The sequence below is a fragment of the Halopseudomonas sp. L-58 genome (assembly GCF_056859475.1).
In genome coordinates, this window is the sequence record NZ_JBSXON010000038.1 from 41,835 (window position 1) to 64,480 (window position 22,646).

At 63.7% G+C, this 22,646-nt stretch carries 19 protein-coding genes; 10 read left to right on the plus strand and 9 right to left on the minus strand.

The genetic code is table 11. The features are described from left to right. Positions 1 to 2: 2 nt before the first annotated feature. The gene (locus AC13EY_RS03475) at positions 3 to 245 is read right to left on the minus strand and encodes a TIGR02647 family protein (protein WP_088276268.1); all 243 of its coding nucleotides are present in this window, start codon (positions 243 to 245) and stop codon (positions 3 to 5) included. A gap of 158 nt (positions 246 to 403) precedes the next feature. On the opposite strand from AC13EY_RS03475, the gene AC13EY_RS03480 reads away from it, so the two are divergent. Both AC13EY_RS03480 and AC13EY_RS03485 read left to right on the plus strand, forming a co-directional pair. Then, a complete protein-coding gene (locus tag AC13EY_RS03480) occupies positions 404 to 1,063 on the plus strand; it encodes a glutathione S-transferase family protein (RefSeq protein ID WP_228245685.1) in 660 nt (219 codons plus the stop codon). Between the two features lie 470 nt (positions 1,064 to 1,533). Further along, positions 1,534 to 2,541 (plus strand): adenosine deaminase, encoded by a 1,008-nt coding sequence (locus AC13EY_RS03485; protein WP_228245686.1) that lies wholly within the window; start codon positions 1,534 to 1,536, stop codon positions 2,539 to 2,541. 40 nt (positions 2,542 to 2,581) lie between these two features. Here the strand turns inward: AC13EY_RS03485 and AC13EY_RS03490 are convergent, their stop codons facing one another. The 4 genes from AC13EY_RS03490 to aptA all read right to left on the minus strand — a co-directional run bounded on the left by AC13EY_RS03490 (position 2,582) and on the right by aptA (position 7,270). Then, on the minus strand, positions 2,582 to 4,489 hold the full coding sequence (locus tag AC13EY_RS03490) for a beta-ketoacyl synthase (RefSeq protein WP_233048780.1): 1,908 nt from the start codon (positions 4,487 to 4,489) through the stop codon (positions 2,582 to 2,584). A gap of 190 nt (positions 4,490 to 4,679) precedes the next feature. Further along, positions 4,680 to 5,435 (minus strand): substrate-binding periplasmic protein, encoded by a 756-nt coding sequence (locus AC13EY_RS03495; RefSeq protein WP_233048781.1) that lies wholly within the window; start codon positions 5,433 to 5,435, stop codon positions 4,680 to 4,682. Between the two features lie 79 nt (positions 5,436 to 5,514). Next, positions 5,515 to 5,877 (minus strand): cupin domain-containing protein, encoded by a 363-nt coding sequence (locus AC13EY_RS03500; RefSeq protein WP_233048782.1) that lies wholly within the window; start codon positions 5,875 to 5,877, stop codon positions 5,515 to 5,517. A gap of 55 nt (positions 5,878 to 5,932) precedes the next feature. Further along, positions 5,933 to 7,270, minus strand: coding sequence for an omega-aminotransferase AptA (gene aptA, locus AC13EY_RS03505; RefSeq protein ID WP_233048783.1), 1,338 nt, complete (start codon positions 7,268 to 7,270; stop codon positions 5,933 to 5,935). A 241-nt stretch (positions 7,271 to 7,511) separates the two neighbouring features. On the opposite strand from aptA, the gene AC13EY_RS03510 reads away from it, so the two are divergent. Next, a complete protein-coding gene (locus AC13EY_RS03510; RefSeq protein WP_233048784.1) occupies positions 7,512 to 9,011 on the plus strand; it encodes an aldehyde dehydrogenase in 1,500 nt (499 codons plus the stop codon). Positions 9,012 to 9,247: 236 nt separating this feature from the next. Beyond that, on the plus strand, positions 9,248 to 10,396 hold the full coding sequence (locus AC13EY_RS03515; RefSeq protein WP_233048785.1) for an MFS transporter: 1,149 nt from the start codon (positions 9,248 to 9,250) through the stop codon (positions 10,394 to 10,396). Between the two features lie 9 nt (positions 10,397 to 10,405). Here AC13EY_RS03515 and AC13EY_RS03520 read toward each other — a convergent pair whose 3' ends face one another. Next, positions 10,406 to 12,481 (minus strand): TonB-dependent receptor family protein, encoded by a 2,076-nt coding sequence (locus AC13EY_RS03520; RefSeq protein WP_233048786.1) that lies wholly within the window; start codon positions 12,479 to 12,481, stop codon positions 10,406 to 10,408. Between the two features lie 248 nt (positions 12,482 to 12,729). Between AC13EY_RS03520 and AC13EY_RS03525 the strand changes: the two genes are divergently transcribed. The 3 genes from AC13EY_RS03525 to gabT all read left to right on the plus strand — a co-directional run bounded on the left by AC13EY_RS03525 (position 12,730) and on the right by gabT (position 16,155). Continuing rightward, positions 12,730 to 13,197 (plus strand): MarR family winged helix-turn-helix transcriptional regulator, encoded by a 468-nt coding sequence (locus AC13EY_RS03525; RefSeq protein ID WP_088276256.1) that lies wholly within the window; start codon positions 12,730 to 12,732, stop codon positions 13,195 to 13,197. 162 nt (positions 13,198 to 13,359) lie between these two features. Next, entirely contained in the window at positions 13,360 to 14,820 is a 1,461-nt protein-coding gene (gene gabD / locus AC13EY_RS03530; RefSeq protein ID WP_228245694.1) for an NADP-dependent succinate-semialdehyde dehydrogenase, read from the plus strand. A 63-nt stretch (positions 14,821 to 14,883) separates the two neighbouring features. Next, positions 14,884 to 16,155 carry a 4-aminobutyrate--2-oxoglutarate transaminase gene (gabT, locus tag AC13EY_RS03535; RefSeq protein ID WP_233048787.1) on the plus strand — a complete coding sequence of 424 codons (1,272 nt, stop codon included), beginning with the start codon at positions 14,884 to 14,886 and terminating at the stop codon, positions 16,153 to 16,155. A 75-nt stretch (positions 16,156 to 16,230) separates the two neighbouring features. On the opposite strand, the gene AC13EY_RS03540 is transcribed toward gabT, so the two are convergent. Further along, positions 16,231 to 17,667 carry a phospholipase D-like domain-containing protein gene (locus AC13EY_RS03540; RefSeq protein ID WP_233048788.1) on the minus strand — a complete coding sequence of 479 codons (1,437 nt, stop codon included), beginning with the start codon at positions 17,665 to 17,667 and terminating at the stop codon, positions 16,231 to 16,233. A gap of 129 nt (positions 17,668 to 17,796) precedes the next feature. On the opposite strand from AC13EY_RS03540, the gene AC13EY_RS03545 reads away from it, so the two are divergent. Genes AC13EY_RS03545 through AC13EY_RS03555 form a run of 3 tightly spaced genes read left to right on the plus strand, consistent with a single transcriptional unit; the run spans position 17,797 to position 20,945 of the window. Continuing rightward, entirely contained in the window at positions 17,797 to 20,370 is a 2,574-nt protein-coding gene (locus tag AC13EY_RS03545; protein WP_482877219.1) for an intermembrane phospholipid transport YdbH family protein, read from the plus strand. A 12-nt stretch (positions 20,371 to 20,382) separates the two neighbouring features. Continuing rightward, positions 20,383 to 20,574, plus strand: coding sequence for a YnbE family lipoprotein (locus AC13EY_RS03550; protein WP_088276249.1), 192 nt, complete (start codon positions 20,383 to 20,385; stop codon positions 20,572 to 20,574). Between the two features lie 23 nt (positions 20,575 to 20,597). Next, complete coding sequence (locus AC13EY_RS03555; RefSeq protein WP_088276248.1) at positions 20,598 to 20,945, plus strand: YdbL family probable chaperone protein; 348 nt, start codon at positions 20,598 to 20,600, stop codon at positions 20,943 to 20,945. Here the strand turns inward: AC13EY_RS03555 and AC13EY_RS03560 are convergent. Together AC13EY_RS03560 and AC13EY_RS03565 are read right to left on the minus strand one after the other, a co-directional pair. After that, on the minus strand, positions 20,920 to 21,570 hold the full coding sequence (locus AC13EY_RS03560) for a DUF3047 domain-containing protein (RefSeq protein ID WP_233048790.1): 651 nt from the start codon (positions 21,568 to 21,570) through the stop codon (positions 20,920 to 20,922). The two genes, AC13EY_RS03555 and AC13EY_RS03560, sit on opposite strands and share 26 nt — an antisense overlap. A 37-nt stretch (positions 21,571 to 21,607) precedes the next feature. Then, positions 21,608 to 22,615: a lipase secretion chaperone gene (locus AC13EY_RS03565; RefSeq protein WP_233048791.1), complete on the minus strand. Its 1,008-nt coding sequence runs from the start codon at positions 22,613 to 22,615 to the stop codon at positions 21,608 to 21,610. Between the last annotated feature and the right edge of the window lie 31 nt (positions 22,616 to 22,646).

The following is a 22,646-nucleotide window of genomic DNA, read 5'->3' on the forward strand; positions in this document are numbered from 1 at the left end:
TGTCAGGATGCAGCAGTACGCAGAATGGTCAGCAGGGTCTGGCTGTGTTCGGCGGCGTCCAGGCCGAGGCTGGTCAGATAGCCGCCGTCGTGCTGGGTGATCAGGCCCTTGGCAAACAGACGCTCGGCGGCGGCGACAATCGCCGGATCGGCATCGTGGCTGTGGATCTTGAGTCCTTCCAGGGAGTTGGCCAGGTTGAACTGGCTGAGCAGGTTGATTTCGATGATTTCGTCGGATGTCAGCATGGCGGGGCCTTTTTTATCGGGTTTGCAGTCAGTCTAGCCGGGTGTCGTTGTTGGCGCATTCAGAGCCATGATGACACTGGCGCATTATCACCTGAGCGGGTACAAATCAGGGCGCGTCACGGTGTCGCCACTTCCGCCTAACAATGGAGAACAACAGGATGATCAGACTACACGGCTTTGCCGCCAGCAACTACTTCAACATGGTCAAGCTGGGGCTGCTGGAAAAGGGCGTCGAGTTCGAAATCAATCACGTGCATGGCAGCCAGGACCCCGAGTTTCTGGCAATCAGTCCGCGCGGCAAGGTTCCGGTACTGGAGACCGACAAGGGCTTTCTCAATGAAACCAATGTCATCCTGGAATACATCGAGGAAACCCAGGGTGGCAAGCCGCTGCTGCCAAGCGACCCCTATGAGCGCGGGGTGGTGCGGGCGCTGACCAAGGAGATCGAGCTGTATATCGAACTGCCGGCCCGTTCCTGCTTTATGGAAGTGTTTTTCGGTGGCAAGGTCGATCAGGCGATCAAGGACAAGGCCCGCGTCGAGTTGCTGGCCGGTGTTGCCACCCTGGCCCGTCATGCCCGCTTCGCGCCCTACGTGGCCGGCAGCGAAATGACCATCGCCGACCTGTTCTTCCTCTACAGCTTTGATCTGGCTTGCACTGTCGCGCAGAAACTGTTCGATATCGACCTCAAGGCCGAACTGCCTCAGGGTGCAGCGCTGCTGGAACTGCTGGCGCAGAATCCCAACGTGCAGCAGGTTGCTGCCGATCGCGATGCCGAGATGGCTGCGTTTATGGCGGCGATTCGGGCTCGTAAGTAATTGAGTGCTCTCTAGCGCGCTTGCCTTCAATACTTCACGACATTTCAGGGTGAGTGCCGAGGCACTGCGCCAAGTGTTGCTGCTGAATGCGTGGATGGTGGAGTGTGCACTCGGGTTTTGTCCCGTTTACGCGGGCGAGTAGCGCAGATTTATCGGGAATAAGAGCCACAGGATGTCTGAGGCTCGTAGAGCCGAGTTTTGTGGCTCCCCGATAAATCGAGCAACGCAGCGAACCCGAAGGGCCGCGTAGTCGGGTGCCCGGGGGGATCGCCAAGGGGGGCCGGGCAAGCGGCCCCCTTTGGCTCGCCGGCAAAGGCGAAAAGCTGACGAAACAACCGCGCCATTCAGGAGCTAGGCAACTGGCCGGGCTAGAACAAGGAGGGCCAGTTTGCAGGACAGCTAACCCGCGCTTGGCATATCCTTTGCTGCATGAACTGCACGTTCGTGCAGCAGGATTCCAGGAGTTGCCCATGTCCTTCCCCGATACCGATTTTCTCCGCGCGTTGCCCAAGGCCGAGCTGCACATGCATCTGGAGGGCAGTCTTGAGCCCGAATTGATGTTTGCGCTGGCCGAGCGCAACGGCATCACCTTGCCCTACGCCGATGTGGAGGCGCTGCGCGCGGCCTACGAGTTCGGCAACCTGCAGGACTTTCTCGATATCTATTACCAGGGCGCCGATGCCCTGCGTACGGAGCAGGACTTCTTTGACCTGACCTGGGCCTACCTGCAGCGTTGCGCTGCCGACGGTGTGGTGCACGTCGAGCCGTTCTTTGACCCGCAGACGCACACGGTGCGGGGTATACCCATTGCGGTGCAACTGGCCGGTATCTCACGGGCGCTGGCCGAGGGCGAGCGGCAGCTGGGTATCAGCTCGCGGCTGATCCTCAGCTTCCTGCGCCACCTCAGTGAGGACGATGCCATCGCCACGCTGGAAGAGGCGCTGCCGCTGCGCGAGCATTTCGTCGCCGTCGGGCTGGACAGTTCCGAGCGGGGCAACCCGCCGGACAAGTTCCAGCGCGTGTTTGCCATGGCCCGGGAGGCCGGGCTGGCCTGCGTGGCCCATGCGGGTGAAGAGGGGCCGGCCGAGTACATTGAACAGGCGCTGGATCTGCTCAAGGTAGTGCGTATCGATCACGGTGTACGCTGTGTCGAAAGCCCGGCGCTGGTCCAGCGGCTGATCGCCGAGCAGATGCCGTTGACCGTTTGCCCGCTGTCCAATACCCGCCTGAAGGTATTTGCCGACATGCGCGAGCACAACATCCTGCAGTTGCTGGAGCAGGGCGTGAAGGTCACCATCAACTCGGATGATCCGGCCTATTTTGGCGGTTATCTTTTGGCCAACTTTGTCGCGGTGCGCGATGCCCTGAACATGACCCGTGAGCAGGCGATTGCGCTGGCGCGCAACAGCATTACGGCGAGTCTGCTGAGTGAAGCCGAGCAAGCCGGATGGCTGGCAAAACTGGCCGAGGCAGCCTGAGGCGGGAGCGGGGCACGGCAGGCCGTGCCCTGCGGTCAAATCAGTCCAGCATGTCCTTGAAGCGCTCATCGGTGCGGAAGGTCAGCGCCTTGCTGAACCCGGGCACCTGAATCTGCGCGTCGCTGATCTCGATTGCCGACTCGTCGATCATGTTCTGACCGAAGTTGTAGATGATATCCAGCTGGCCCTTGAGTGCGCGCTGGTCATAGGCCGCGGCCGCGGCGCGGGTCTGTTCGCGGCGCTGCTGCCAGGCCTCGAATGCCTCGGCCCCGTAGCGTTTTTTCAGCATCCGTTCGACGACCGTCGGGGCGATCACTACGGCACTGGCGTTATTGCCGCCAAAGCCCTTGGAGTTGATAAAAGCGACTTCCAGCGGCAGCTGGCTGCGGTCGATATCGCGGGTGCTGATCAGCAGACGCTGCTGGTGCACATCATCGGCGACCTGATCAATGGTCTTGATGCCCGGGATAATCTGGTACTTGAAGCTGCCGAGGGTTGCGGCCAACTGATCGGCACTGGCGCTGGCCAGTGAATGCCCGACGTAGGCTTTCACCGCCGCGACCGGCCAGCTGCTGATGTCGAACGCCTCGGCCACGCGGTCGAGAATTTCCGACTCGGTTACCCGGTTGGCCGGGGTGCTGGAGCCGTGAGCCTGAATGAAACTGCGCTGGCGCACCGCCTCCGGGCCAACGATCTGCATGGCCGCGTGGACCGCTTTGGCCATGGTCAGATAGTTGCCGGGGCCGGGTGCGGAAATCGATTTCTTGAAGCCGTCGGCGTTGATGAACACGTCCGGCACCGCGCCGTGAATATCTGCGCCCAGTTCCATCGCCAGGGCGTCGTCCATCAGCACAAAGAACTGGCCGGACTCTGCCAGGGTAAAACCGCAGTTGGCGCTGAACGGGCGGCTGGCACGGCGGAAGTCGACCTCGTCGCTGCCGCCAATCTGGCGTAGACCGTCTTCGGTGGCCAGCGCGCCCATGGCGCCGTAGCCCTCGATGCATTCCTGGGTAATCGGCGCTTCCCCGTTGCCGACCAGTACCACGCGGGCGCGGCCGCTGGTGATCATGTCGCTGCCTTTTTGCAGGTTATAGAGGAAGCTGGCGCAGGCGCCGGTGATGGCGCCGGTGGTGCCGACGCTGCCGAGAATATAGGCATTGATAAAGTCGGCCGGCATGCTGTTCAGGCCGAGCGCGAGCTGCTTGGCGCTGACCCGGCCGCCTTTCAGGCGCGACTGCATCAGGCCGCCGAAGCTGTTTTCGTCAAGCTGGCTCATGGCGCTGCTGGCAAACACCGCGACTTCGTCGGGTTCAACACTGTTGGCGATGGTCTGCCAGTCGATGCCGACCGAGCGCAGGGCGTCGGTGGCGGCAACGATGGTCAGCTGCAGGCCGCGCGGATGAAAGCGCGAGGCGTACAGCTCACCGGGCTCCAGGCCACTGGGCAACTGGCCGGCCGACTTCACCGGCAGGGCGCGGAAGCTGTCGACCTTGAGATCGCAGCCGTCATACACGGTGACCATGACTTCGGTGTCGTTCAGCGGCTCAACCACCCAGTCGCTCGGCAGCGGCTCGGGCAGCTGCTTGCTCAGGGTAATGAAGGAGAAGGGCTTGCCGGCTTCACCGGTGACGGTCAGATTCTTTTGCCAGTGGGCGGCGTCGACGTCCAGATAGCGCTTTTCGATGCGGCGTACCAGGGTGCCGTCGAGGATCTGCTGGCCAAAACGCTGCTCGATGTCGGCGAGAGTCAGCGGCTGGCCATCGGTATCGATATATTGATCGTTCTCGACGCTCACCAGCTTCATCAGTACGGCCAGGCCTGCGAGTGTCTCCTGCCGCTCGGCAGCGGGCAGGGACTCGATCACCATGCGCCGAAAACCGTGGTGGAAAGAGCTGCGGCCGGCGGCGTTGTAGCCGCCGAAGCCGACAATGACCGGTAAACGCGACATCAGACTGGACTCCTGGCTGTGTCCTGAGCTCCTGCAACAGGGGCGTAATCGGGCGCTACCTGGCTATTGAAAGCCGCTGCCCGATCAATGGGACTATTGGATTGTTGGTTTCGATGTCAGTGCTGACGAGAAATGTAACCGGCTGGTCACGTTTAGACCACTGTGTTTTGTAATCGGACCGGGCTGCAGGTCACTGCCGGTAAAGCGCTGCGGCCAGAATCCGTTGTACATCGCCGCGCTGTTTTACCCTGCGCAGTGCGGCATCCAGCCGATCACGCAGGCCTTCGGCATCGGGATGGGCGCGGGATATGAAAAGGTAGACATCCATCCGCACCAGCGGGTCACTGGCAATGCTGTCGGCCGGCAGCGCATCGATCAGGCCGCGCATCGGATCGTCATAGTTGAGCAGATAGGGCGCGCGATTGTGCAACAGCATCTGCAACGCCCCGGAGTGGCTGTTGGCGTAGGCAATCCGAACCCGAGCGCCGGGGGCCTTGAGCTGTTCGCCGAGTGCGCCATAACGGTAGGCGCCAATCAGGATCACGCTGCTGCCTGCCAGGTCCGCCGGGCTGCGGATGGCCGGTTGCAGCGGCTTGCGGTAGATGTTCAGGGCCAGGTTGAACACCGGGACATTGCCCTGCAGGGCGCCGACCAGCATTCCCGGGTGCCCTTCGCCGCCCATGGAGACGGTCGTTTGCCCCTGCTGCAGCCTGCTGTACAGACGGGCGGCGGGGTAAGCGCGTGTGGCAAAGGGCAAGTCGGCCTCGGCAAACAGCGCGTCGGCCAGCGCCAGCACCGGGCCGCCAGGCTCCCCCTGGTCGTCGATCTGGAAGTACGGGGGGAAGTCGGCCAGCGCGAACTCGAGCGGAGCCGGCTCCTGGGCACAGGCTGGAAGTACCGTCAGTGACAGTGATAACAGGCTGACAAGAAAGACAAGACGCCTCACCAATTGCTCCCGCCGTATCCGTATGGCTTCTTCTCCAACCTAGGTGGTGGGGCGTGATACGTCAAACCGGCGGTGCTGATCAGCTGGCCGGTTCGTAGATCACGTAGACCTTGCGGGTGCGCTCGCGGACTTCCCAGCTGCCGCTGAAACCGGCGGGGATGACGAAGCGGTCGCCGGTGCGCAGCACCCGGCTGTTGCCGTCGGCGTCGTGCAGTACCGACTCGCCCTCGAGAATCTCGCAGTACTCGTGCTCGCTGTAGCTGACTGTCCAGTGACCGGGTTCGGCCTCCCAGATACCGGTGCTGAACTGGCCGTCCGGGCTGCTGTAGTGATTGCGCACGTTCTGTGCCGGGTCGCCGCTGATGATCTTGGCGGCGTCCGGACGGTAGTGCTCTGCCGGGGTGTCGGCAGTGGCGAAATCAATGATGCTGGAAATACTCATGATGGCTCCCTGTAAGGTTTTGGCTGCCGTCGTTTCCGACAGCAGCCGGACAAGCTCAGGCGGTGCGACGAATCACGGTAGCGAGGGTGTCGACCAGACGATCCAGTTCGGCCTTCTCCACAGTCAGCGGTGGCGACATGGCAATGATGTCGCCGCTGCAACGCACCATTGCGCCTTCCCAGAAACAGCCATCGAACACCTCGTAGCCACGGACACCGGGGGCGTCCGGACGACTGGCCAGGTGCACGGCGCCGACCAGTCCGGTGTTGCGGATGTCGATCACGTTCGGCAGGTCACGCAGGCTGTGCAGCGCATCGGCCCAGTAGTCTTCCAGCTCGGCAGCGCGGGTCAGCAGTTGTTCGTTGGCATAGATATCGAGCGTTGCCAGCGCGGCGGCGGCAGCGACCGGGTGACCGGAGTAGGTGTAGCCGTGGAAGAACTCGATCAGCCCCTGCGGGCCCTGCATGAAGGCGTCGTGAATATGCTGGGCAACAAACACCGCGCCCATCGGGATTGAGCCGTTGGTCAGCCCCTTGGCGGTGGTGATGATGTCCGGCGTGACGCCCCAGCGTTGCGAGGCGAAGGGTGCGCCAACGCGGCCGTAACCGGTAATGACCTCGTCAAAGATCAGCAGGATGCCGTGTTTGCGGGTTATCTCGCGCAGCCGCTGCAGATAGCCCTGGGGTGGCAGGATGACGCCCGCCGAGCCCGACATCGGCTCGACGATGACGGCGGCAATGTTCTCGGCGCCGTGCAGGGTAACCAGTGCTTCCAGGGCCTCGGCCCGCTCGATACCGAAGGTCGGCAGGCCCTTGGTGAAGGCGTTGCGCTCCAGATCCAGGGTGTGTGGCAGGTGGTCTACCCCCGGCAGTTGCGGGATGAACGCCTTGCGATTGTTGCCCATGCCGCCGACCGATACGCCGCCAAAACCGACGCCGTGATAACCCAGCTCACGGCCGATCAGTCGGGTCCGGGTGCCCTGGCCGATGGCGCGTTGATAGCCCAGTGCAATCTTCAGGGCGGTATCGACCGACTCGGACCCCGAGTTGGTGAAAAACACCCGGTTCAGGCCTGCCGGGGCCAGCTCACTCAGCCGCTCGGCCAACTGGAACGGCAGCGGGTGGCCCATTTGGAACGTGGGCGCAAAGTCCATCTGCTGGATCTGGCGGCTGACGGCTTCGGAGATCTCGCGACGACCGTGCCCCGCGTTGCAGCACCACAGCCCGGAGGTCCCGTCGAGCACCTGTCGCCCGTCGACGTCGGTGTAGTAGACACCGGACGCGCTGGCCAGCAGCCTGGGCTTGGCCTTGTACTGACGGTTGGCGGTAAAGGGCATCCAGAACGGGTCAAGGCTGAGGTCCTGGGCGGGTGTCGGGTGCTGCAAGCTGGTCATGATGCAATCCTGGCTGAGGGGTGAAGTGAGGCAGACTGCAACGTCATCGTCGGGAGGGGTGGGCGGTGGCGCTGATGCAGGAAAGTCTATGTCAAAAATAACAAACGTCAAAGGGGTGTTAAGCGAAGCAGAGCGGTTCTTTTATTATCGTTTGTCAAAAATATTGAATTATTCCCGCGGACTGAATTACTGTTGCCGGAATTTCAATTCCCTTCAGCGCAACAGCAGCAAGGAGCAGAACATGAGCAAGGCAGTCAGTCGGCAGGACTGGGAGCAGCGCGCGGCCGCGCTGCAGATTCAGGGCCAGGCGTTTGTGGCCGGCCAATACCAGCCGGCGCTCAGCGGCGAGACCTTTGACTGTGTATCGCCGATCGACGGCCGCGTGCTGGCGCAGATTGCCAGCTGCGATCAGGCCGATGCCGATCTGGCAGTGGCCAATGCCCGTGCGGTGTTCGACAGCGGCGTCTGGTCGCGCAAGGCGCCGGTGCAGCGCAAGCGCATCATGCAGCGCTTTGCCGACCTGATTGAGCAGCACGGCGAAGAACTGGCGCTGCTGGAAACCCTCGACATGGGCAAGCCGATTGGCGATTCCATGGCGGTCGACATTCCCGGTGCAGCCCGCTCGATCCGCTGGAGCGCTGAGGCAATCGACAAGGTCTACGACGAAGTGGCACCTACCGCCCACGACGAGCTGGGTCTGGTGACCCGCGAGCCGGTCGGTGTGGTTGCGGCCATTGTGCCGTGGAACTTCCCGCTGCTGATGGCCAGCTGGAAACTGGGCCCGGCACTGGCAACCGGTAACTCGGTGGTTCTGAAACCGTCGGAGAAGTCTCCGTTGACCGCCATCCGTGTCGCTGCGCTGGCGGTTGAGGCTGGTATCCCGGCGGGCGTGCTGAACGTGTTGCCCGGTTACGGCCACACCGTCGGCAAGGCGCTGGCGCTGCACATGGATGTCGATACCCTGGTGTTCACCGGCTCCACCCGCGTAGCCAAGCAGTTGATGATCTACGCCGGCGAGTCGAACATGAAACGCGTCTGGCTGGAAGCCGGTGGCAAGAGTCCGAACGTGGTATTCGCCGATGCACCGGATCTGGATGCCGCGGCGGAAGCTGCGGCCAGCGCTATCGCCTATAACCAGGGCGAGGTCTGTACCGCCGGCTCGCGTCTGCTGGTGGAAGAGTCGATCCGCGAGGCGTTTGTCGCCAAGGTGGTTGAGGCGCTCAAGCGCAGCTGGGCACCGGGTCACCCGCTGGATCCGAATACCAGCGTGGGTGCGCTGGTCGATACAACCCAGATCGAAACCGTGCTGCGCTATATCGACGCCGGTCACGCCGACGGTGCAACCCTGAAGCTCGGCGGCAAGCGGGTGATGGAAGAAACCGGCGGGCTGTTTGTCGAGCCCACCGTGTTCGATGGCGTCACCAACAGCATGCGGATTGCCCGCGAGGAAATCTTCGGGCCGGTGCTGTCGGTCATCGGCTTCAGCAGCTTCGACGAAGCCATGCAAATTGCCAACGACACCATCTACGGTCTGGCCGCGGCAGTCTGGACCAGCGACCTGTCCAAGGCGCACCGCGCGGCGCGTACCCTGCGCGCAGGCAGCGTCTGGGTCAACCAGTACGACGGCGGCGACATGACCGCGCCCTTTGGTGGCTTCAAGCAGTCCGGTAACGGCCGCGACAAGTCGCTGCACGCCTTCGACAAGTACACCGAACTGAAGGCGACGTGGATCAAGCTCTAAGCAGCTGCGCTGCTTGGAGCAGCGGCAAGCTGCAAGCCTCAAGCTGCAAGTAAAACCCGCGTAGCACCGTGCTGCGCGGGTTGTCTCGCAGTCTTGCATAGTAAAAAACGAAACAATCGTTGACGGCCCCGCCGCGCAACTAATCCTTTTGCAGCTTGCAGCTTGCAGCTTGCAGCTTGCAGCTTGCAGCTTGCAGCTTGCAGCTTGCAGCTTGCAGCTTGCAGCTTGAGACCCCTATGAACTGGAAAACCTACACCGTTGTCACCGCCGCGGTGGTGATCGTCGGGCTGGCGCTTGGCGTGACCCTGCCGCTGGTGTCGCTGCGCCTGCACGAATGGGGTTACAGCACCTTTGCCATTGGCATCATGGCGGGGATGCCGGCGGTGGGTATTGTGCTGGGCTCGCGTTTGAGCGGGCGGCTGGCGGGACGGCTTGGTTCGGAGAATACCCTGCGCCTGGTAATGGTCTGCAGTGCGGTATCGGTTGCGCTGCTGGCGATCTGGCCGAGCTATGGGGTCTGGCTGCTGCTGCGGCTGGTGCTGGGCATTTCGCTGACGGTGACCTTTATCCTTGGCGAAAGCTGGATCAATCAGATTGTGCCGGATCGCCTGCGCGGGCGGCTGGTGGCGGTATACGGCAGCGGTTTTGCCCTCAGCCAGCTATGCGGGCCTTTGCTGCTGGGCTTTATCGGCACCGAGGCGGACAGTGGTTTCTGGCTGTCCACCGGGCTGCTGGTGTTCGGCAGTCTGATGCTGATGACCGTCTCCGGTGCGCCGGTGGTGGATGCGGCCGCCGCAGGCGGGCGTGGCCTGCGCCGCTTCATCCGTCAGCTGCCGGCGATTGCCTGGGCGATGGTGCTGTTTGCCGGGTTTGAAACCATGACCCTGACCTTGCTGCCGGTTTATCTGATCCGCGAGGGCTTTGCCCAGCAGCTGGCGCTGATCATGGTCAGCACCGTGGTGGTCGGCGATGCGGTGCTGCAGGTGCCGGTTGGTGCGCTGGCGGATCGAGTCTCGCGCACCGCGCTGTTCAGGTTCTGCGGGCTGATATTGCTGCTCAGCAGTATTGCCTTGCCGCTGGTACTGCATACGGTGCTGATCTGGCCGGTGCTGGTGCTGTTTGGCGCCAGTGCCGGCGCGCTCTATACCCTGTCGATCATTCTGGTTGGGCAGCGTTACCGGGATGATGAACTGGTGCGCGCCAATGCCCACATCGCCATGCTCTGGGGCCTTGGCTGTTTGCTCGGGCCGATGCTGACGGGCGCGGTCAGCCAGTGGCTGACCGGCCACGCACTGCCGATCATGATGGCCATTGCTGCGCTGATCTTCGTGCTGCTGGCGCGCCGGCCCGGGGCGTTCGACGCCGTCAGCATCGACCGCGCCTGATGGTTGGGCTCAGTCCCAGCGGTACTCTACGTCCAGGCCAAGCAGCCAGCTGCGCTCCGGCGCCGGTTCGTAGTAGCGGGCGCCGGCGCCGTTGACGATCAGTGAGCCGATGTACTCGCGGTCGTTCAGGTTGTCGATGCGGACGAACGGCTCCAGCTGCAGATTGCCGAGCTGCTGGCGGTAGCTGGCGCGCCAGTTGAAGGCCGCATAGCCTGCGGCGTCGGCGCTGTTGTCGTCGTTGGCGTAGCGCTGGCTCAGGCTCTGCATTTCCAGCGCGGTGCTCACCTGTTCGGTCGGTTGCCAGGCCAACTCGGCGTAGAGGCTGTGGCGCGGTACGCCGGGCAGGCGGTTGCCGGCCAGATCATCGCCGTTACCGTTGATGTAGCGGTCGAAACGCGCGTCCAGCCAGGTGTAGGCCAGGTAGCCCGTCAGGCTTGAGGCAAGCTGCTGCTCGACGCTGAGCTCAAGGCCGCGACGGGTCGATTTGCCGGCATTGGCATAGGTGGAGCGGTCAGTGTTCAGCTGCGGCTCGCCGGCGACGATTTCATCGTCGACCCGGGCATGGAACAGCGCCACATCGATCTGCGTCCGGTCACGGCGCAGTTTGAAGCCGACCTCGGCGTTATCGGCAGTGCTCGGGCGCAGGTCCAGATTCAGGCCGCTGCCGTTCGGACGGTAGGCCAGCTCCTGTGCGGTCGGTGTTTCAAATCCCTTGCCAACGGCGGCGTAGACGCTGACGGTCGGTGTCCACTGGTAGCTCAACCCGAGTGCCGGCGTGGTTTCGTCGTAGCGGACCGAACCGCTGTCGTCCTGACCGTCGGCCAGGTACTTGTCGTCGGAATCGAAGTTGACCTTGCTGTAGCGCGCGCCGGCAGTCAGGCTCCAGCGCGGTGCCAGCTGCCAGGTGCTGATCAGGTAGGCTTCGCGGCTTTCCACCCGGTTGAACTCTTCACGTTGCAGACCGCCCTTGCGGCCGAACTGGTTTACAAAGCCCTTGCGGCCTTCGCCCTGATAATTCCAGCCAAGGCCCGCGGCCAGGGTGACCGGTAATGCGAACAGCGATGTGTCGCGTTGCCAGCCCAGCTCGCTGCCGCCGAAACGGCGATCAAGCTCAATGACGCCCCCGCCGGAATACTGCGAATCGCCGGGGAAAGCCAGAAACTGCTGCACGTCGCGCTCGCCGCCGTAGACCATCACGGTGATCTGGTCATCGTTGGCCAGGCGGCGCTGGTAGTTCATCCCGGTTTGCTGGTGGCTGACGCTTTTGCGGGTATCGAATCGCTCGGCCTGGGCTACGGCCTGCTGGCGGTCAGCGGCCAGCGCGGCGGCGGTCAGGCCCAGCGGGTCCTGGGTGTCCGGCTGGTCCAGCGCACTGAACAGCAGGGTCAGGCTGGAGGCATCGTCGATATCCCAGCCCAGACGCAGGTTGGCCATGTCGCGGCGGGTTTCGCTGTGGTCGCGGTAACCGTCGGTTTCGAGTCGGGAAATGTTGGCGGCGACATTGAGGTCGCCATATTGCGCGCCGTACTTCAGGCGTTCTCGCCAGAGTCCGTCGCTGCCGATGCTGCTGCGGCTGCTCAGGGTAGGGTAGTAGCTGCCTTCGCTGCTGAAGCCCTGAATGATGCCGCCCGAGGCGTTGCCGTACAGGCTGCTGAGCGGGCCACGCAGTACTTCGATGCGTTGCAGGTTATCGAGATCGAATAATGCCGGCTGGCCCTGGCCGTCGGGCATGGTCAGAGGGATGCCGTCCTGCAGCAGGCGCACACCGCGCACGCCGAACTGGGCGCGGGCGCCGAAGCCGCGGGATGAAATCTGTACGTCCTGGGCGTAGTTCTGGCGGTTCAGCGCAAGCAGGCCCGGCACCCTTTGCAGGGGCTCGGACAGGTTGGCGCCGAGATTGGCTGTTGGTAGCTGCTCGGCGAACAGGCTGCTGCGCGCCAGTGGCAGGCCCAGGTCACGGCTGTCATCGCTGGCACCGAGCACGGTCTGGGAGGGCAGTCTGAGCGCATCCGGGGCGCTGTACGCGAGGTGGGTTGTGCAGAGCAACGCGCTGCTGAGCACGACCCGGAACGAAGTGGGTTTCATCGGCACGGACTGTTGTTATCGGATGTGTTTCGCCTGAATGGCGGTGTCTGGCAGCAGTCTATCAGGGGGCTCTTGTCAGGGCAGCTGGAATGGCAGGGGGGATTTGGGGGAGCCGAACGAGGCTTATTGTTTTGAAGTGAAAGTAAATTGGGTGTATCTTTTCGCGTTATTAAGGTTTTTCTGGGAGATGCTCTTTTTCTTGCTGTAACTTTTGCAAGGAGCGTCTTCGTCGTCGGGAGGTATAACGCATGCATATGATGCACGATCTTTATCTTGCCCTGCGCCGTTTGCAGCGCGCCAGCGAGATTCACGCCAAGCGTCTTGGTCGCCACAGTGGCCTGACGCCCATTCAACTGCTCATTCTGCACAGCATCAAGGCCATGGGAGAAAGCACCCTGGGAGATCTGGCGCGGCAGGTGAGTGTATCGCAAGCCACGCTCAGTACCATCATTGATCGTCTGGAAAGTCGCGACCTGTTGCATCGGGTGCGCAGTACCAGCGACAAGCGCAAGGTGCATCTGGCCCTGACTGAAAAGGGGCTGGCGGCCATTCAGGCCGAACCCGCGCTGCTGCCGGGTGCCTTCCTTGAGCGCTTTGGCCAACTGGCGGACTGGGAGCAACTGATGCTGCTGGCCAGTTTGCAGCGCGTTGCCGGGCTGCTTGAAGAAGGTCAGCAGGTACGCCCCGAACTGTTCGACGGCGAAACCGCCGCCTGATTCCGGTGCCCGGTTCGCGGGCATCGATTGGCCCATCGCTTTTTTCTTTGTCCGGGTATTGCCTGCGCGCGTCCGCACGCTTAGCATGTTTGAAATATCAAACAAGGCTGTTTTAAATGCGTTACGACAGCCGAAGCACTCCCTGTTACGAGGACTTTTCGGATGGAACTGCATTGCCCTGACCTGTTTCGCCAGCAAGCCTATGTCGCCGGTCACTGGTGCGAGGCCGACAAGGGCGCCCGTACCGAGATCGCCAATCCGGCGACCCATGAACGACTTGGCAGTGTGCCGAACATGGGCGGCGAAGAAACCCGTCGCGCCATTGAAGCCGCCCGCGAGGCGCAGCAGCAATGGCGTCAGCGCACCGCCAAGGAACGCGCGCAGGTACTGCGCAAGTGGTTCGAGCTGATGATGCAGAACCAGGAAGACCTTGCGCGCATCATGACCGCAGAACAGGGCAAGCCGCTGGCCGAGGCCCGTGGCGAAGTGGCTTATGCCGCCTCCTTCCTGGAATGGTTCGCCGAAGAGGCCAAGCGGGTCTATGGCGACGTGATTCCCGGTCATCAGGCCGACAAGCGCATTCTGGTGCAGAAGGAGCCGGTCGGTGTGACCGCGGCCATTACGCCCTGGAACTTCCCCGCAGCCATGATTACCCGCAAGGTCGGTCCGGCGCTGGCCGCCGGCTGTGCGATGGTACTCAAGCCGGCACCGCAAACGCCGTTCTCGGCGCTGGCGCTGGCCCACCTGGCCGAGCAGGCCGGCGTACCGGCCGGCCTGTTCAGCGTGGTCACTGCCGATGTGGATCGCTCCCGCGAAGTGGGTGATGAGCTGTGCAGCAACCCGGTGGTGCGCAAGCTGTCCTTCACCGGCTCCACCGGTGTTGGCATCAAGCTGATGGAGCAGTGCGCTCCGACGTTGAAGAAGCTGTCGCTGGAATTGGGCGGCAACGCGCCCTTCATCGTCTTTGAGGATGCCGATCTGGATGCCGCGGTCGAGGGCGCGATGATCTCCAAGTACCGCAACGCCGGTCAGACTTGCGTCTGCGCCAACCGTATCTACGTCCAGGATTCGGTCTACGACGCATTCGCTGCCAAGCTGGCCGATGCTGTGGCCAAGCTGAAGGTCGGTGACGGCACCGAAGCGGGCGTCACGACCGGGCCGTTGATCGACGCCCGCGCTGTGGAAAAAGTGCAGCGCCATCTCAAGGATGCCACCGATAAGGGCGCCAAGGTCATCGCTGGTGGCAAGCCGCATGAACTGGGCGGCTTCTTCTTCGAGCCGACCATTCTGACCGGCGTGGACAGCAGCATGGCCGTGGCCCGCGAAGAGACCTTCGGCCCGCTGGCGCCGCTGTTCCGCTTCAGCGACGAGACTGACGTGATTCGTCAGGCCAACGATACCGAGTTTGGCCTGGCGGCCTACTTCTATGCCCGTGATCTTGGCCGTGTGTTCCGCGTTGCCGAGGCGCTGGAGTATGGCATGGTGGGCATCAATACCGGCCTGATCTCCACCGAGGTCGCGCCGTTCGGCGGTATGAAGGCCTCCGGTCTTGGCCGCGAAGGTTCGAAGTACGGCATCGAGGAATACATCGAGATCAAGTACCTCTGTCTGGGCGGCATCTGAGCCGCCCCTGTGCACCAACCTGACGGGGAGCCGTTTGCTCCCCTTACTTCCCGCGAGGCGGTTATGAGCAAGACCAACGAGTCCCTGATGCAGCGGCGGCACAATGCTGTCGCGCGTGGTGTAAGCCAGATTCACCCGATTGCGGTGCAGCGTGCGGAAAACGCGACCGTATGGGATGTGGAAGGCCGACAGTACATCGACTTTGCCGGCGGCATTGCGGTGCTCAATACCGGCCACCGTCACCCCAAGGTGATGGATGCCGTGCGCCGTCAGCTGGACCAGTTCACCCACACCTGTTTTCAGGTTCTGGCCTATGAGCCCTATATCGCCCTGTGCGAGCGCCTGAACGAGAAGGTACCCGGCGACTTCGCGAAGAAGACCCTGCTGGTGACGACCGGCTCCGAAGCGCTGGAAAACGCGGTCAAGATCGCCCGTGCCGCGACCGGCCGCGCGGGTGTGATTGCCTTCACCGGCGCCTACCACGGCCGCACCATGATGACCCTGTCGATGACCGGCAAGGTTGTGCCCTATTCGGCAGGTATGGGCCTGATGCCGGGTGGTGTCTATCGCGCCCAGTTCCCCTGCCCGTTGCACGGGGTCAGTGACGATGACGCGATTGCCAGTATCGAGCGGATTTTCAAGAACGACGCCCAGCCGCAGGATATCGCCGCCATTGTCATCGAGCCGGTGCAGGGCGAGGGCGGTTTCTATGTCGCCAGCCCGGCCTTCATGCAGCGCCTGCGCGCGCTCTGTGACCAGCACGGCATCATGCTGGTGGCAGACGAGGTGCAGACCGGCGCTGGCCGGACCGGCACCTTCTTCGCCATGGAACAGATGGGCGTCGCTGCCGATCTGACTACCTTCGCCAAGTCCATCGCCGGTGGCTTTCCGGTGGCAGGCGTGTGCGGCCGGGCGGAGGTAATGGACGCCATCGCCCCCGGTGGCCTGGGCGGTACCTACGCCGGCAGCCCGCTGGCCTGTGCTGCGGCATTGGCGGTGATGGAGGTGTTTGAAGAGGAAAACCTGCTGGCGCGCAGTCGTACCGTGGGCGAGATCCTCACCGGCCGCCTGAATGCGCTGGCGGCAGACGACAAGCGTATCGGTGATGTGCGCGGCCTTGGCGCGATGGTCGCCTGTGAGCTGTTCACTGCCGATGGTGCGCCGGATGCAGATCTGACCGGCCGTATTGTTGCCGCCGCGCGGGACAAGGGGCTGATCCTGCTGTCCTGTGGCCAATACGGCAATGTTATCCGCATTCTGGTGCCGCTGACCGCGACCGATGTCGAGCTGCACGCCGGCATGGACATCATCGCCGCCTGCTTCGCCGAGCTGTAGGGGGACGGCATGCCGTGCCCGTGGTCCTGACCGCACGCTGGTGCGGCCATCCCGGATATGGGCGCCGAGCGGTGCTCAGAAAGTTGATAGCCCGCTCGCTTCCATAACGCGATAGACCAGATAGCGCCAACGGCTGTGATCGGCAAAGTCTGCGTAGGGCAGGCTGTAGACCGCACCGTTGGCGTTCTGCCATTGACGCTCGAAGTCGGCTCGCTGGGTGCTGATCTGCGGGTCATCGCTGCGGCTGACCAGCCGTACGCTGGTTTCCAGATTGAGGTCGTGCAGGTTGCGCCGGGTGAAGTTGGCGGAACCGGTGATCAGCTCGGCACTGCCGTCAGCCCTGTCCAGACGAACCCACTTGCGATGACACTGCTCCCCGACGGTCGCGCACCAGCGCACCTCAATACCGGCGTCGTGCAGGTCCCATGCCGCCTGTCGATTGGGAATGCCATTCTTCTCGCGGCCAAAGGCATCGCGGTTGGGGTCCAGCATCACGCGTATCCGTGCGCCGCGCTCCCGGGCAGCGATCAGCGCCTCAATGATGGGCCGTGACGACAGGTAAAATACCTCAACGTCGAGCTGGTCGTTACCCTGCGCCGAGTTGATCAGTTGCAGCAGCCCAGCCTCGATTTCGCCCTCGGTCAGTACCTGCAGCTGGTTGCCAGCCGCGGGCCAGGTATCAAGCGCCGGTGCAGACGGCCAGTTGATCGCGGCCGGATAGCCGGACAACAGCGCGACGGCGCGTTCGGTCTGCAGCAGGTCAAGCGCCGCGGCGCCGCTGAACTGCACGGCGCTGTTATCGTGCCGGCTGCTGGCATCGTGCGGGTTCATCGAGGTAACCAGTGCCTTCCATTCGCTGCCGGTGCCGACCACCAGCGTCTTGCGGTGGTTGGCGCGGAAGTTCAGCAGGTGCAGGTAGCTGCGCAGGGTGACCTTGCCCGGGCCAACCGGGTTCGGCAGCCAGCCCCCTTCGGTGCTGTTGCCCAGGTAGCTGCAGCACAGGCTCCAGATGCCGGTCCACAGCGGGTTGGACGCCGGCAACCGGCTGAGATCGGTCATGACCACATCTACTCCGGCGGCGCGCAGTCGTGCGAAGTGGGCAGGTTCAAGACCGCCGTACAGGGTGTTGAACGGGTCGGTAATCAATACCACCGGCATCTCGGGATGCTGCTGGCGTGCGTGGATCAGGGCGTCGGTCAGTTCGGCCGACAGTGGTCGATAGCTGTCCGTGCCGGCAAAGTCGTTGAACAGGAACATGTCGATCACCAGCAGCTCACGGGCCTCGCCGATCAGCGCGAGGATATGGTTCATGATCTCTTGCCGGATCTGTTCGTCGCCGTTGCTGTCGCGCCAGGTCTGATCAAACAGCAGCAGGGCGTCGTCTGCCGGGCGCAGTGGGGTGCTGGCAGACAGGCCTGCGGGCATCGGGCGCCAGGCGGCGATCAGGCAAGCGACAAGGATCGCGGTGGCGAGCAGCAGAACGCCGAGGCGGAGCAGGTTTGTTGTGAGCATGGTGCGCGTCGGTTGTGGGCAGGTGTTCAGCCTGCCGAAGCGGGCTGGGTAATGCAATGGGGTGCTGGCAGGCGTCTTGGGTCGGCTGCGTGCTAACCTGTGGGCGGATTCCGGTTGGGTGTAGGGACGATGCGTCGACGCGTTTCCATTTTTCTGCTGCTTGGGTTGCCGCTGGTGCTGGCAGGGCTGCTCGGGCGCCTGTATCTGCACCAGCAGCTGCAGCGCGCCGGTGTCAGCGAGCTGACGTGGGCTGGGCCTGGCTGGCACTCCGGTGCGCTCACGCTGGATGAGTTGACGCTGACGCTGGACAACGGCAGCACCTTCGAGCTGCAGCAACTGGCGCTGGCGCCAGGTTGGCGGTCAGGCGTTATGCTCAAGCGTGCCGAGGCGGGTCGACTGGTCCTGAACCTGCCGGCGGCCGAGCAGGCCCCATCAGCGGCGGAAACCGACTCTCCTCTAGTGCTTCTCGGCGACGAAACCTTCTGGCGCACGCTGGCGCGCTGGTTGCCTGATTCCGCACGTTTGCAGCAGATTCAGGCAACCTTGCCCTGTCGCACGGGGCAGTGCCTGCTGGCCGGCAGCTGGCGGCTGGATAGTGAGCGCTCTGTTGGCAGCACAACCCTGTCCAGCCAATTGCTGCTGGATCTGGAGGGCCAGCAGTTGGCGCTGAGCCCGCGCCTGCAGCTGGACGCCGAGCATGTTGCGCTGCAGGCCGCGTTGGCGATTGACGGCCTGCCGGCTGCTCGGCTCGACAGCCAGTGGCAGCAGGGGCACGCCTGGCAGGGGCAGTTGGCAATTCCCGACTGGCCGCAGACACCCTGGCTGTTCGGCTATCTCGGCCGCTGGTTGACGCTGGGCGCCTTGCCGTTCGAGCAGATACCGACCGCGGCTCAGGCCAACCTGAGTTGGCAGCTGCATCCGGCAGAGAAGCCCGCCCGCGTTGAGGATTGGCTGGGCGGGGCGGTTGCCCTGCAGGCGAACGTCTTGCTGCCTGAGCCTTGGGCGATTGCCGGGGTAGGCTCGCTGACCGGCAAGCTGAGCCTGCAATTGAGCGGTGATCAAGGCCGCTGGGCGTTACCCGACGCACAACTGAACATGGTGTTGGTGCCTGACCTGCTGGCGGCACTGCAGCAGTTTCCGAGCGCGTTGCAGCCGGCGCAGGTAGCGTTGCGGCTGCAACCGGCCAGCGAGCAACAGCTGGTGCTGGGGCAGCCGTTGGCGCTGCAGCTTTCTGCTGACGCGACCTTGCCCAGCGGCGGCACCGTTCAGTTGGATGGGCCTTTGCAAGTGCAGGGGTTGGCTGATTGGCAGATCAATAGCGATGCGTTGCTGGTGCAGCTGCAACTGCCACGGCTGGCCCTGCCAGAGTTGGCGGCGCGCTCGGTTACCGCGCGTTTGCCGTTGCAGCTGCAGGCCAATGCCCGGTCGGCAACCATCGGTTTGAGCAAGGCCGGTGAACTGGGCTGGCAGCGTCTGCAATTACCGGCGGCCGAGCTTGCGCTGACGGCGACCTCCGCGCGGGTAGGCACTCTGGCGATCACCCTGCCGCTGGATGAGGGCCAGTCAGCGAGCGCCACCGGCGAACTTGCCGCCGAGATCAACCGGGTCGAGCACGCACAGCTCAAACCGCAAAGCTGGTCGCTCTCTGGCGACTGGGAGTGGCAGGATGGCGGGCTGGTCTGGCGCGGGCAGGTGGCCAACGCGGCCGGTTTGCAGCTCGATCATCAGGCGAACGTCAGCAGCGATGGCCAGTGGCAGCTTGACGGCACGCTGGCGCCGATTTATTTCCGCGCAGGTAACCCGCTTGAGCAGACCCTGGCCAGTTGGCCTGCGCTGCTTAGCCTGTCGAGCGGTCAGCTTGATGTCGAGCTGCAGGCCGGAGACAGTGGCAAGGGGCTGCGTGCCCGGTTGAGCGCGCGGCTCAGTGGTGCCAAGGGGATTTATGATCGGACCGCGTTCAGTGGGCTGACAACCCCTGTGCAGGTTTCGTTGCAAGGTGACCGCTTCAGCGCCGTGCTGGCGGATCTGGAGGTCGGCGAGTTGAACGCCGGTATTCCGGCTGGACCGTTGCAGGCCAGTCTGGACTATCAGGGGGCGTTGGCCCATCCGACAACCGGGACCCTGGAGGCCAGGCGACTGACCCTCGAACTGCTGGGAGGGCGGGTGTCGCTGACCCCGGCCACGCTGGACCTGGCGCAGCCCGAACAGCACGCGGAGCTGGTGCTGCAGGGGCTGGAACTGGGCCGCCTGTTCGAAGTCTATCCAACTGAGGGGCTCAGTGGCGGCGGCACCCTGGATGGGCGGCTGCCGGTGCTGTTGCGAGATGGCCAGTTGCTGGTCGATCAGGGCGCGGTCGCTGCGCGCGCGCCCGGTGGTGTGCTGCGTTACCAGTCCGACAAGCTGCAGCGACTGGCGGCCAGCAACCCGAGCATGCGCGAGCTGGCCGGAGCACTGGAGGAATTTCACTACACTGTACTGAGCAGTCAGGTAGAGTTGGCCGAAGGCGGTGATCTGACGCTGGCGCTGCGCCTGCAGGGCAGCAACCCCGATTTTCAGCAGGGGCGGCAGGTCAACCTGAGCATCAATCTGCAGGAGAACATTCCGGCGTTGCTGGCCAGCCTGCAACTCAGCGGCAAGGTCAGCGACATCATTGAACAACGGGTGCAGCAATACCTGCTCAAAAGGCGGATAGAGCAACCCTGACGAGGAGCGCCTATGTACGGGCGAAGTCTGATGATCGCGGCACTGGCCGGCCTGCTGGTCGCCTGTGCCGGACCCACGGTGCAGCTGGCTGCGCCGAGCGAGCCGATCAACATCAATCTGAATGTTAAGATCGAGCACGAAATCTACGTCAAGGTGGACCGCCAACTGGACGACGTCTTTGACGAATCCAGCGGTCTGTTCTGAGCCGGCGAATAAGGAACAAGACAATGCGCAAGACGATATATCTGACCTGTTGCCTGCTGGCGCTGCTGATCGGCAGCGGTTCGGCCTGGGCGCTGAGCCTGAACGAGGCGATGTCGGCCCTGCCGGCAGCCAAGGAAGCGGGGCTGCTCGGCGAGCAGTCCAACGGTTATCTGGGCGTGGTGCGGGCGTCGGGTAACGCCGCCGAGGTGGCGCAGCAGATCAACGCGGCGCGCAAGGCCGAGTACCAGAAGGTGGCCCGCGACAACGGCATCTCGCTGAATGACGTTGAGCTGATTGCCGGCCAGAAGGCGATTGACCGTACCCCGCGCGGGCAGTACATCAAACTTAACGGCCAGTGGCGCCAGAAGTAGCCGGCAGCCACTCGATGGTGCCGTACCAGCCGGTGACGGTCTGACCGCTGTTGTCGCAGTCGGTCATGATCGCCAGCCCGTCGATCTGATCCAGCGTCTGCCCGTGCAGACGCTGGAAATCCTCCCTGACATTACGCTCCAGCGGCACCAGCGCCGTGCCGTCCGGTGCGCCGCTGCTGACTGCCAGCATCTGCGCGTTGGCGGTGTAGGCGTTGGGCCACTGGCTGCCGGTCGGCTGGACGGATGACCAGACGTAATTCACCGCCAGCGTGCGCCAGGGCAACAGGCCGCCGTCCCTGACCACATAGAGCCGCACCGGATAGTCGTCGCCCTGCTTGCGGGTCTCGTCGAGCTGGCTGAACGGCTGGCTTATGCTCCAGGACCAGCGCAGGATCGGTGTCTCTCGCAGGTCAACCGGGTGTTCCAGATAACGGGCGCTGGCCTGGCCGTCGCCGCAATCGGCGCGCAGCAGGGTCTGACCGTCGCGCTCTGCCAGCTGATAGTCGGTCGGCTGGGTGAAGGTGCGCTCGGGCCACTGAACGATGTCGGCTGGATCATAGCGTTGGGCAGCGCAGATGTTGCTACCCAGCAAGCCTGTCAGCATCAGCAAGAGGGTTTGACGCATAGTGGGCTCCTGTGTCGGGAGCCCCAGTATGGCAGCTTCAGCTCTCGGGTGCCGTTGGCTCAATGGCGCTGAGGCGCAGCTGTTCGGTGTGGTCGAAGCGTTCCTCAAGCAGCGCCTGTACCGCGCTGGCGCGATCACTGTCGGCCAGTCCCGGCTGACTGAGAATCGCCTCGCGCTCGCGGTTGAAGTCGCTCACACGTTGCCGCCAGGCGGCGCGTTGCTGATCCAGTGTTTCCAGCCTGTCGGTTGCCTCCGGACCGACCAGCGACAGCCTGAGCGCCCGCACCTCGGCTTCACTGGCGCCCTTGTCGCGCAGGGCGCTGGTCTGCTGGCGCAGGTCCTGATGAATCTGCGGCACCAGCAGCGCCTGCAAGTCCTCGGGCAGGCGCTCGCGCAATGCCTCGATTTCATAGGCCTTGTCGGCGTCGCTCAGCTCAGGGTTGCGTAAGATCGCCAGACGCTCCAGGGTGAAGCGGTTATACAGTTCCTCGCCGGCAAAAAACGCCTGGTGCTCCTCGGCACTGAACAGCTCGGCCCGCAGGCGTTGCACGGCGTCCTGGCGCGCCCACAGCGCATCCAGATCGGCGGCGACCGGAAAGGTCTGCTCAAGTGTGATCAACTGCTGCTGATAGGCGAGATAGCGCTGCAGCAGGTCCAGCGCCTGAGCGCGGGCCGGGTCCGGCAGGCTGGCGCTGATCAGGGCTTGCAGCTGACGCACGATGTCGGCGTGCGACTGCTCGCCAGCGGTGCTCAGGTAGTAGTCGAACAGGTGACGCAGCTGGTCGCTGATCAGCAGGCTGCCATCGGGGTTGGCCTGCAGCCGGCCGTCGATATCGGTGCCTCGCAGCGATGGCGCGACGGCAGCCGGGCTCGCGACGGGCGCGCTGCGCAGCAGGCCGGCCGGAGGCCCGTCTGAGCGCGGCGTCGGGTTCGGGGCGAGCTGGCTGTCGGCCGCCTCGATCTCCGGTTCCTGCGCAGGTTCACTCAGCTGCCAGCCGAGCAGCAGTGCAGCGGCGAGTAAAGGAAGATAGACAAGCGCTTTCATGATGTACTCGGGCAGGTCGGGGAAGCGGGCC

Bases quoted from the DNA above. Each gene is read 5' to 3' on its own strand.
- gabD (WP_228245694.1), top strand. From the start codon at position 13,360: ATGGAACTGCATTGCCCTGACCTGTTTCGCCAGCAAGCCTATGTCGCC.
- AC13EY_RS03485 (WP_228245686.1), top strand. From the start codon at position 1,534: ATGTCCTTCCCCGATACCGATTTTCTCCGCGCGTTGCCCAAGGCCGAG.
- AC13EY_RS03550 (WP_088276249.1), top strand. From the start codon at position 20,383: ATGTACGGGCGAAGTCTGATGATCGCGGCACTGGCCGGCCTGCTGGTC.
- AC13EY_RS03480 (WP_228245685.1), top strand. From the start codon at position 404: ATGATCAGACTACACGGCTTTGCCGCCAGCAACTACTTCAACATGGTC.
- AC13EY_RS03565 (WP_233048791.1), bottom strand. From the start codon at position 22,615: ATGAAAGCGCTTGTCTATCTTCCTTTACTCGCCGCTGCACTGCTGCTC.
- AC13EY_RS03475 (WP_088276268.1), bottom strand. From the start codon at position 245: ATGCTGACATCCGACGAAATCATCGAAATCAACCTGCTCAGCCAGTTC.
- aptA (WP_233048783.1), bottom strand. From the start codon at position 7,270: ATGACCAGCTTGCAGCACCCGACACCCGCCCAGGACCTCAGCCTTGAC.
- AC13EY_RS03525 (WP_088276256.1), top strand. From the start codon at position 12,730: ATGCATATGATGCACGATCTTTATCTTGCCCTGCGCCGTTTGCAGCGC.
- gabT (WP_233048787.1), top strand. From the start codon at position 14,884: ATGAGCAAGACCAACGAGTCCCTGATGCAGCGGCGGCACAATGCTGTC.
- AC13EY_RS03545 (WP_482877219.1), top strand. From the start codon at position 17,797: ATGCGTCGACGCGTTTCCATTTTTCTGCTGCTTGGGTTGCCGCTGGTG.
- AC13EY_RS03560 (WP_233048790.1), bottom strand. From the start codon at position 21,570: ATGCGTCAAACCCTCTTGCTGATGCTGACAGGCTTGCTGGGTAGCAAC.
- AC13EY_RS03490 (WP_233048780.1), bottom strand. From the start codon at position 4,489: ATGTCGCGTTTACCGGTCATTGTCGGCTTCGGCGGCTACAACGCCGCC.
- AC13EY_RS03515 (WP_233048785.1), top strand. From the start codon at position 9,248: ATGAACTGGAAAACCTACACCGTTGTCACCGCCGCGGTGGTGATCGTC.
- AC13EY_RS03500 (WP_233048782.1), bottom strand. From the start codon at position 5,877: ATGAGTATTTCCAGCATCATTGATTTCGCCACTGCCGACACCCCGGCA.
- AC13EY_RS03540 (WP_233048788.1), bottom strand. From the start codon at position 17,667: ATGCTCACAACAAACCTGCTCCGCCTCGGCGTTCTGCTGCTCGCCACC.
- AC13EY_RS03555 (WP_088276248.1), top strand. From the start codon at position 20,598: ATGCGCAAGACGATATATCTGACCTGTTGCCTGCTGGCGCTGCTGATC.
- AC13EY_RS03510 (WP_233048784.1), top strand. From the start codon at position 7,512: ATGAGCAAGGCAGTCAGTCGGCAGGACTGGGAGCAGCGCGCGGCCGCG.
- AC13EY_RS03520 (WP_233048786.1), bottom strand. From the start codon at position 12,481: ATGAAACCCACTTCGTTCCGGGTCGTGCTCAGCAGCGCGTTGCTCTGC.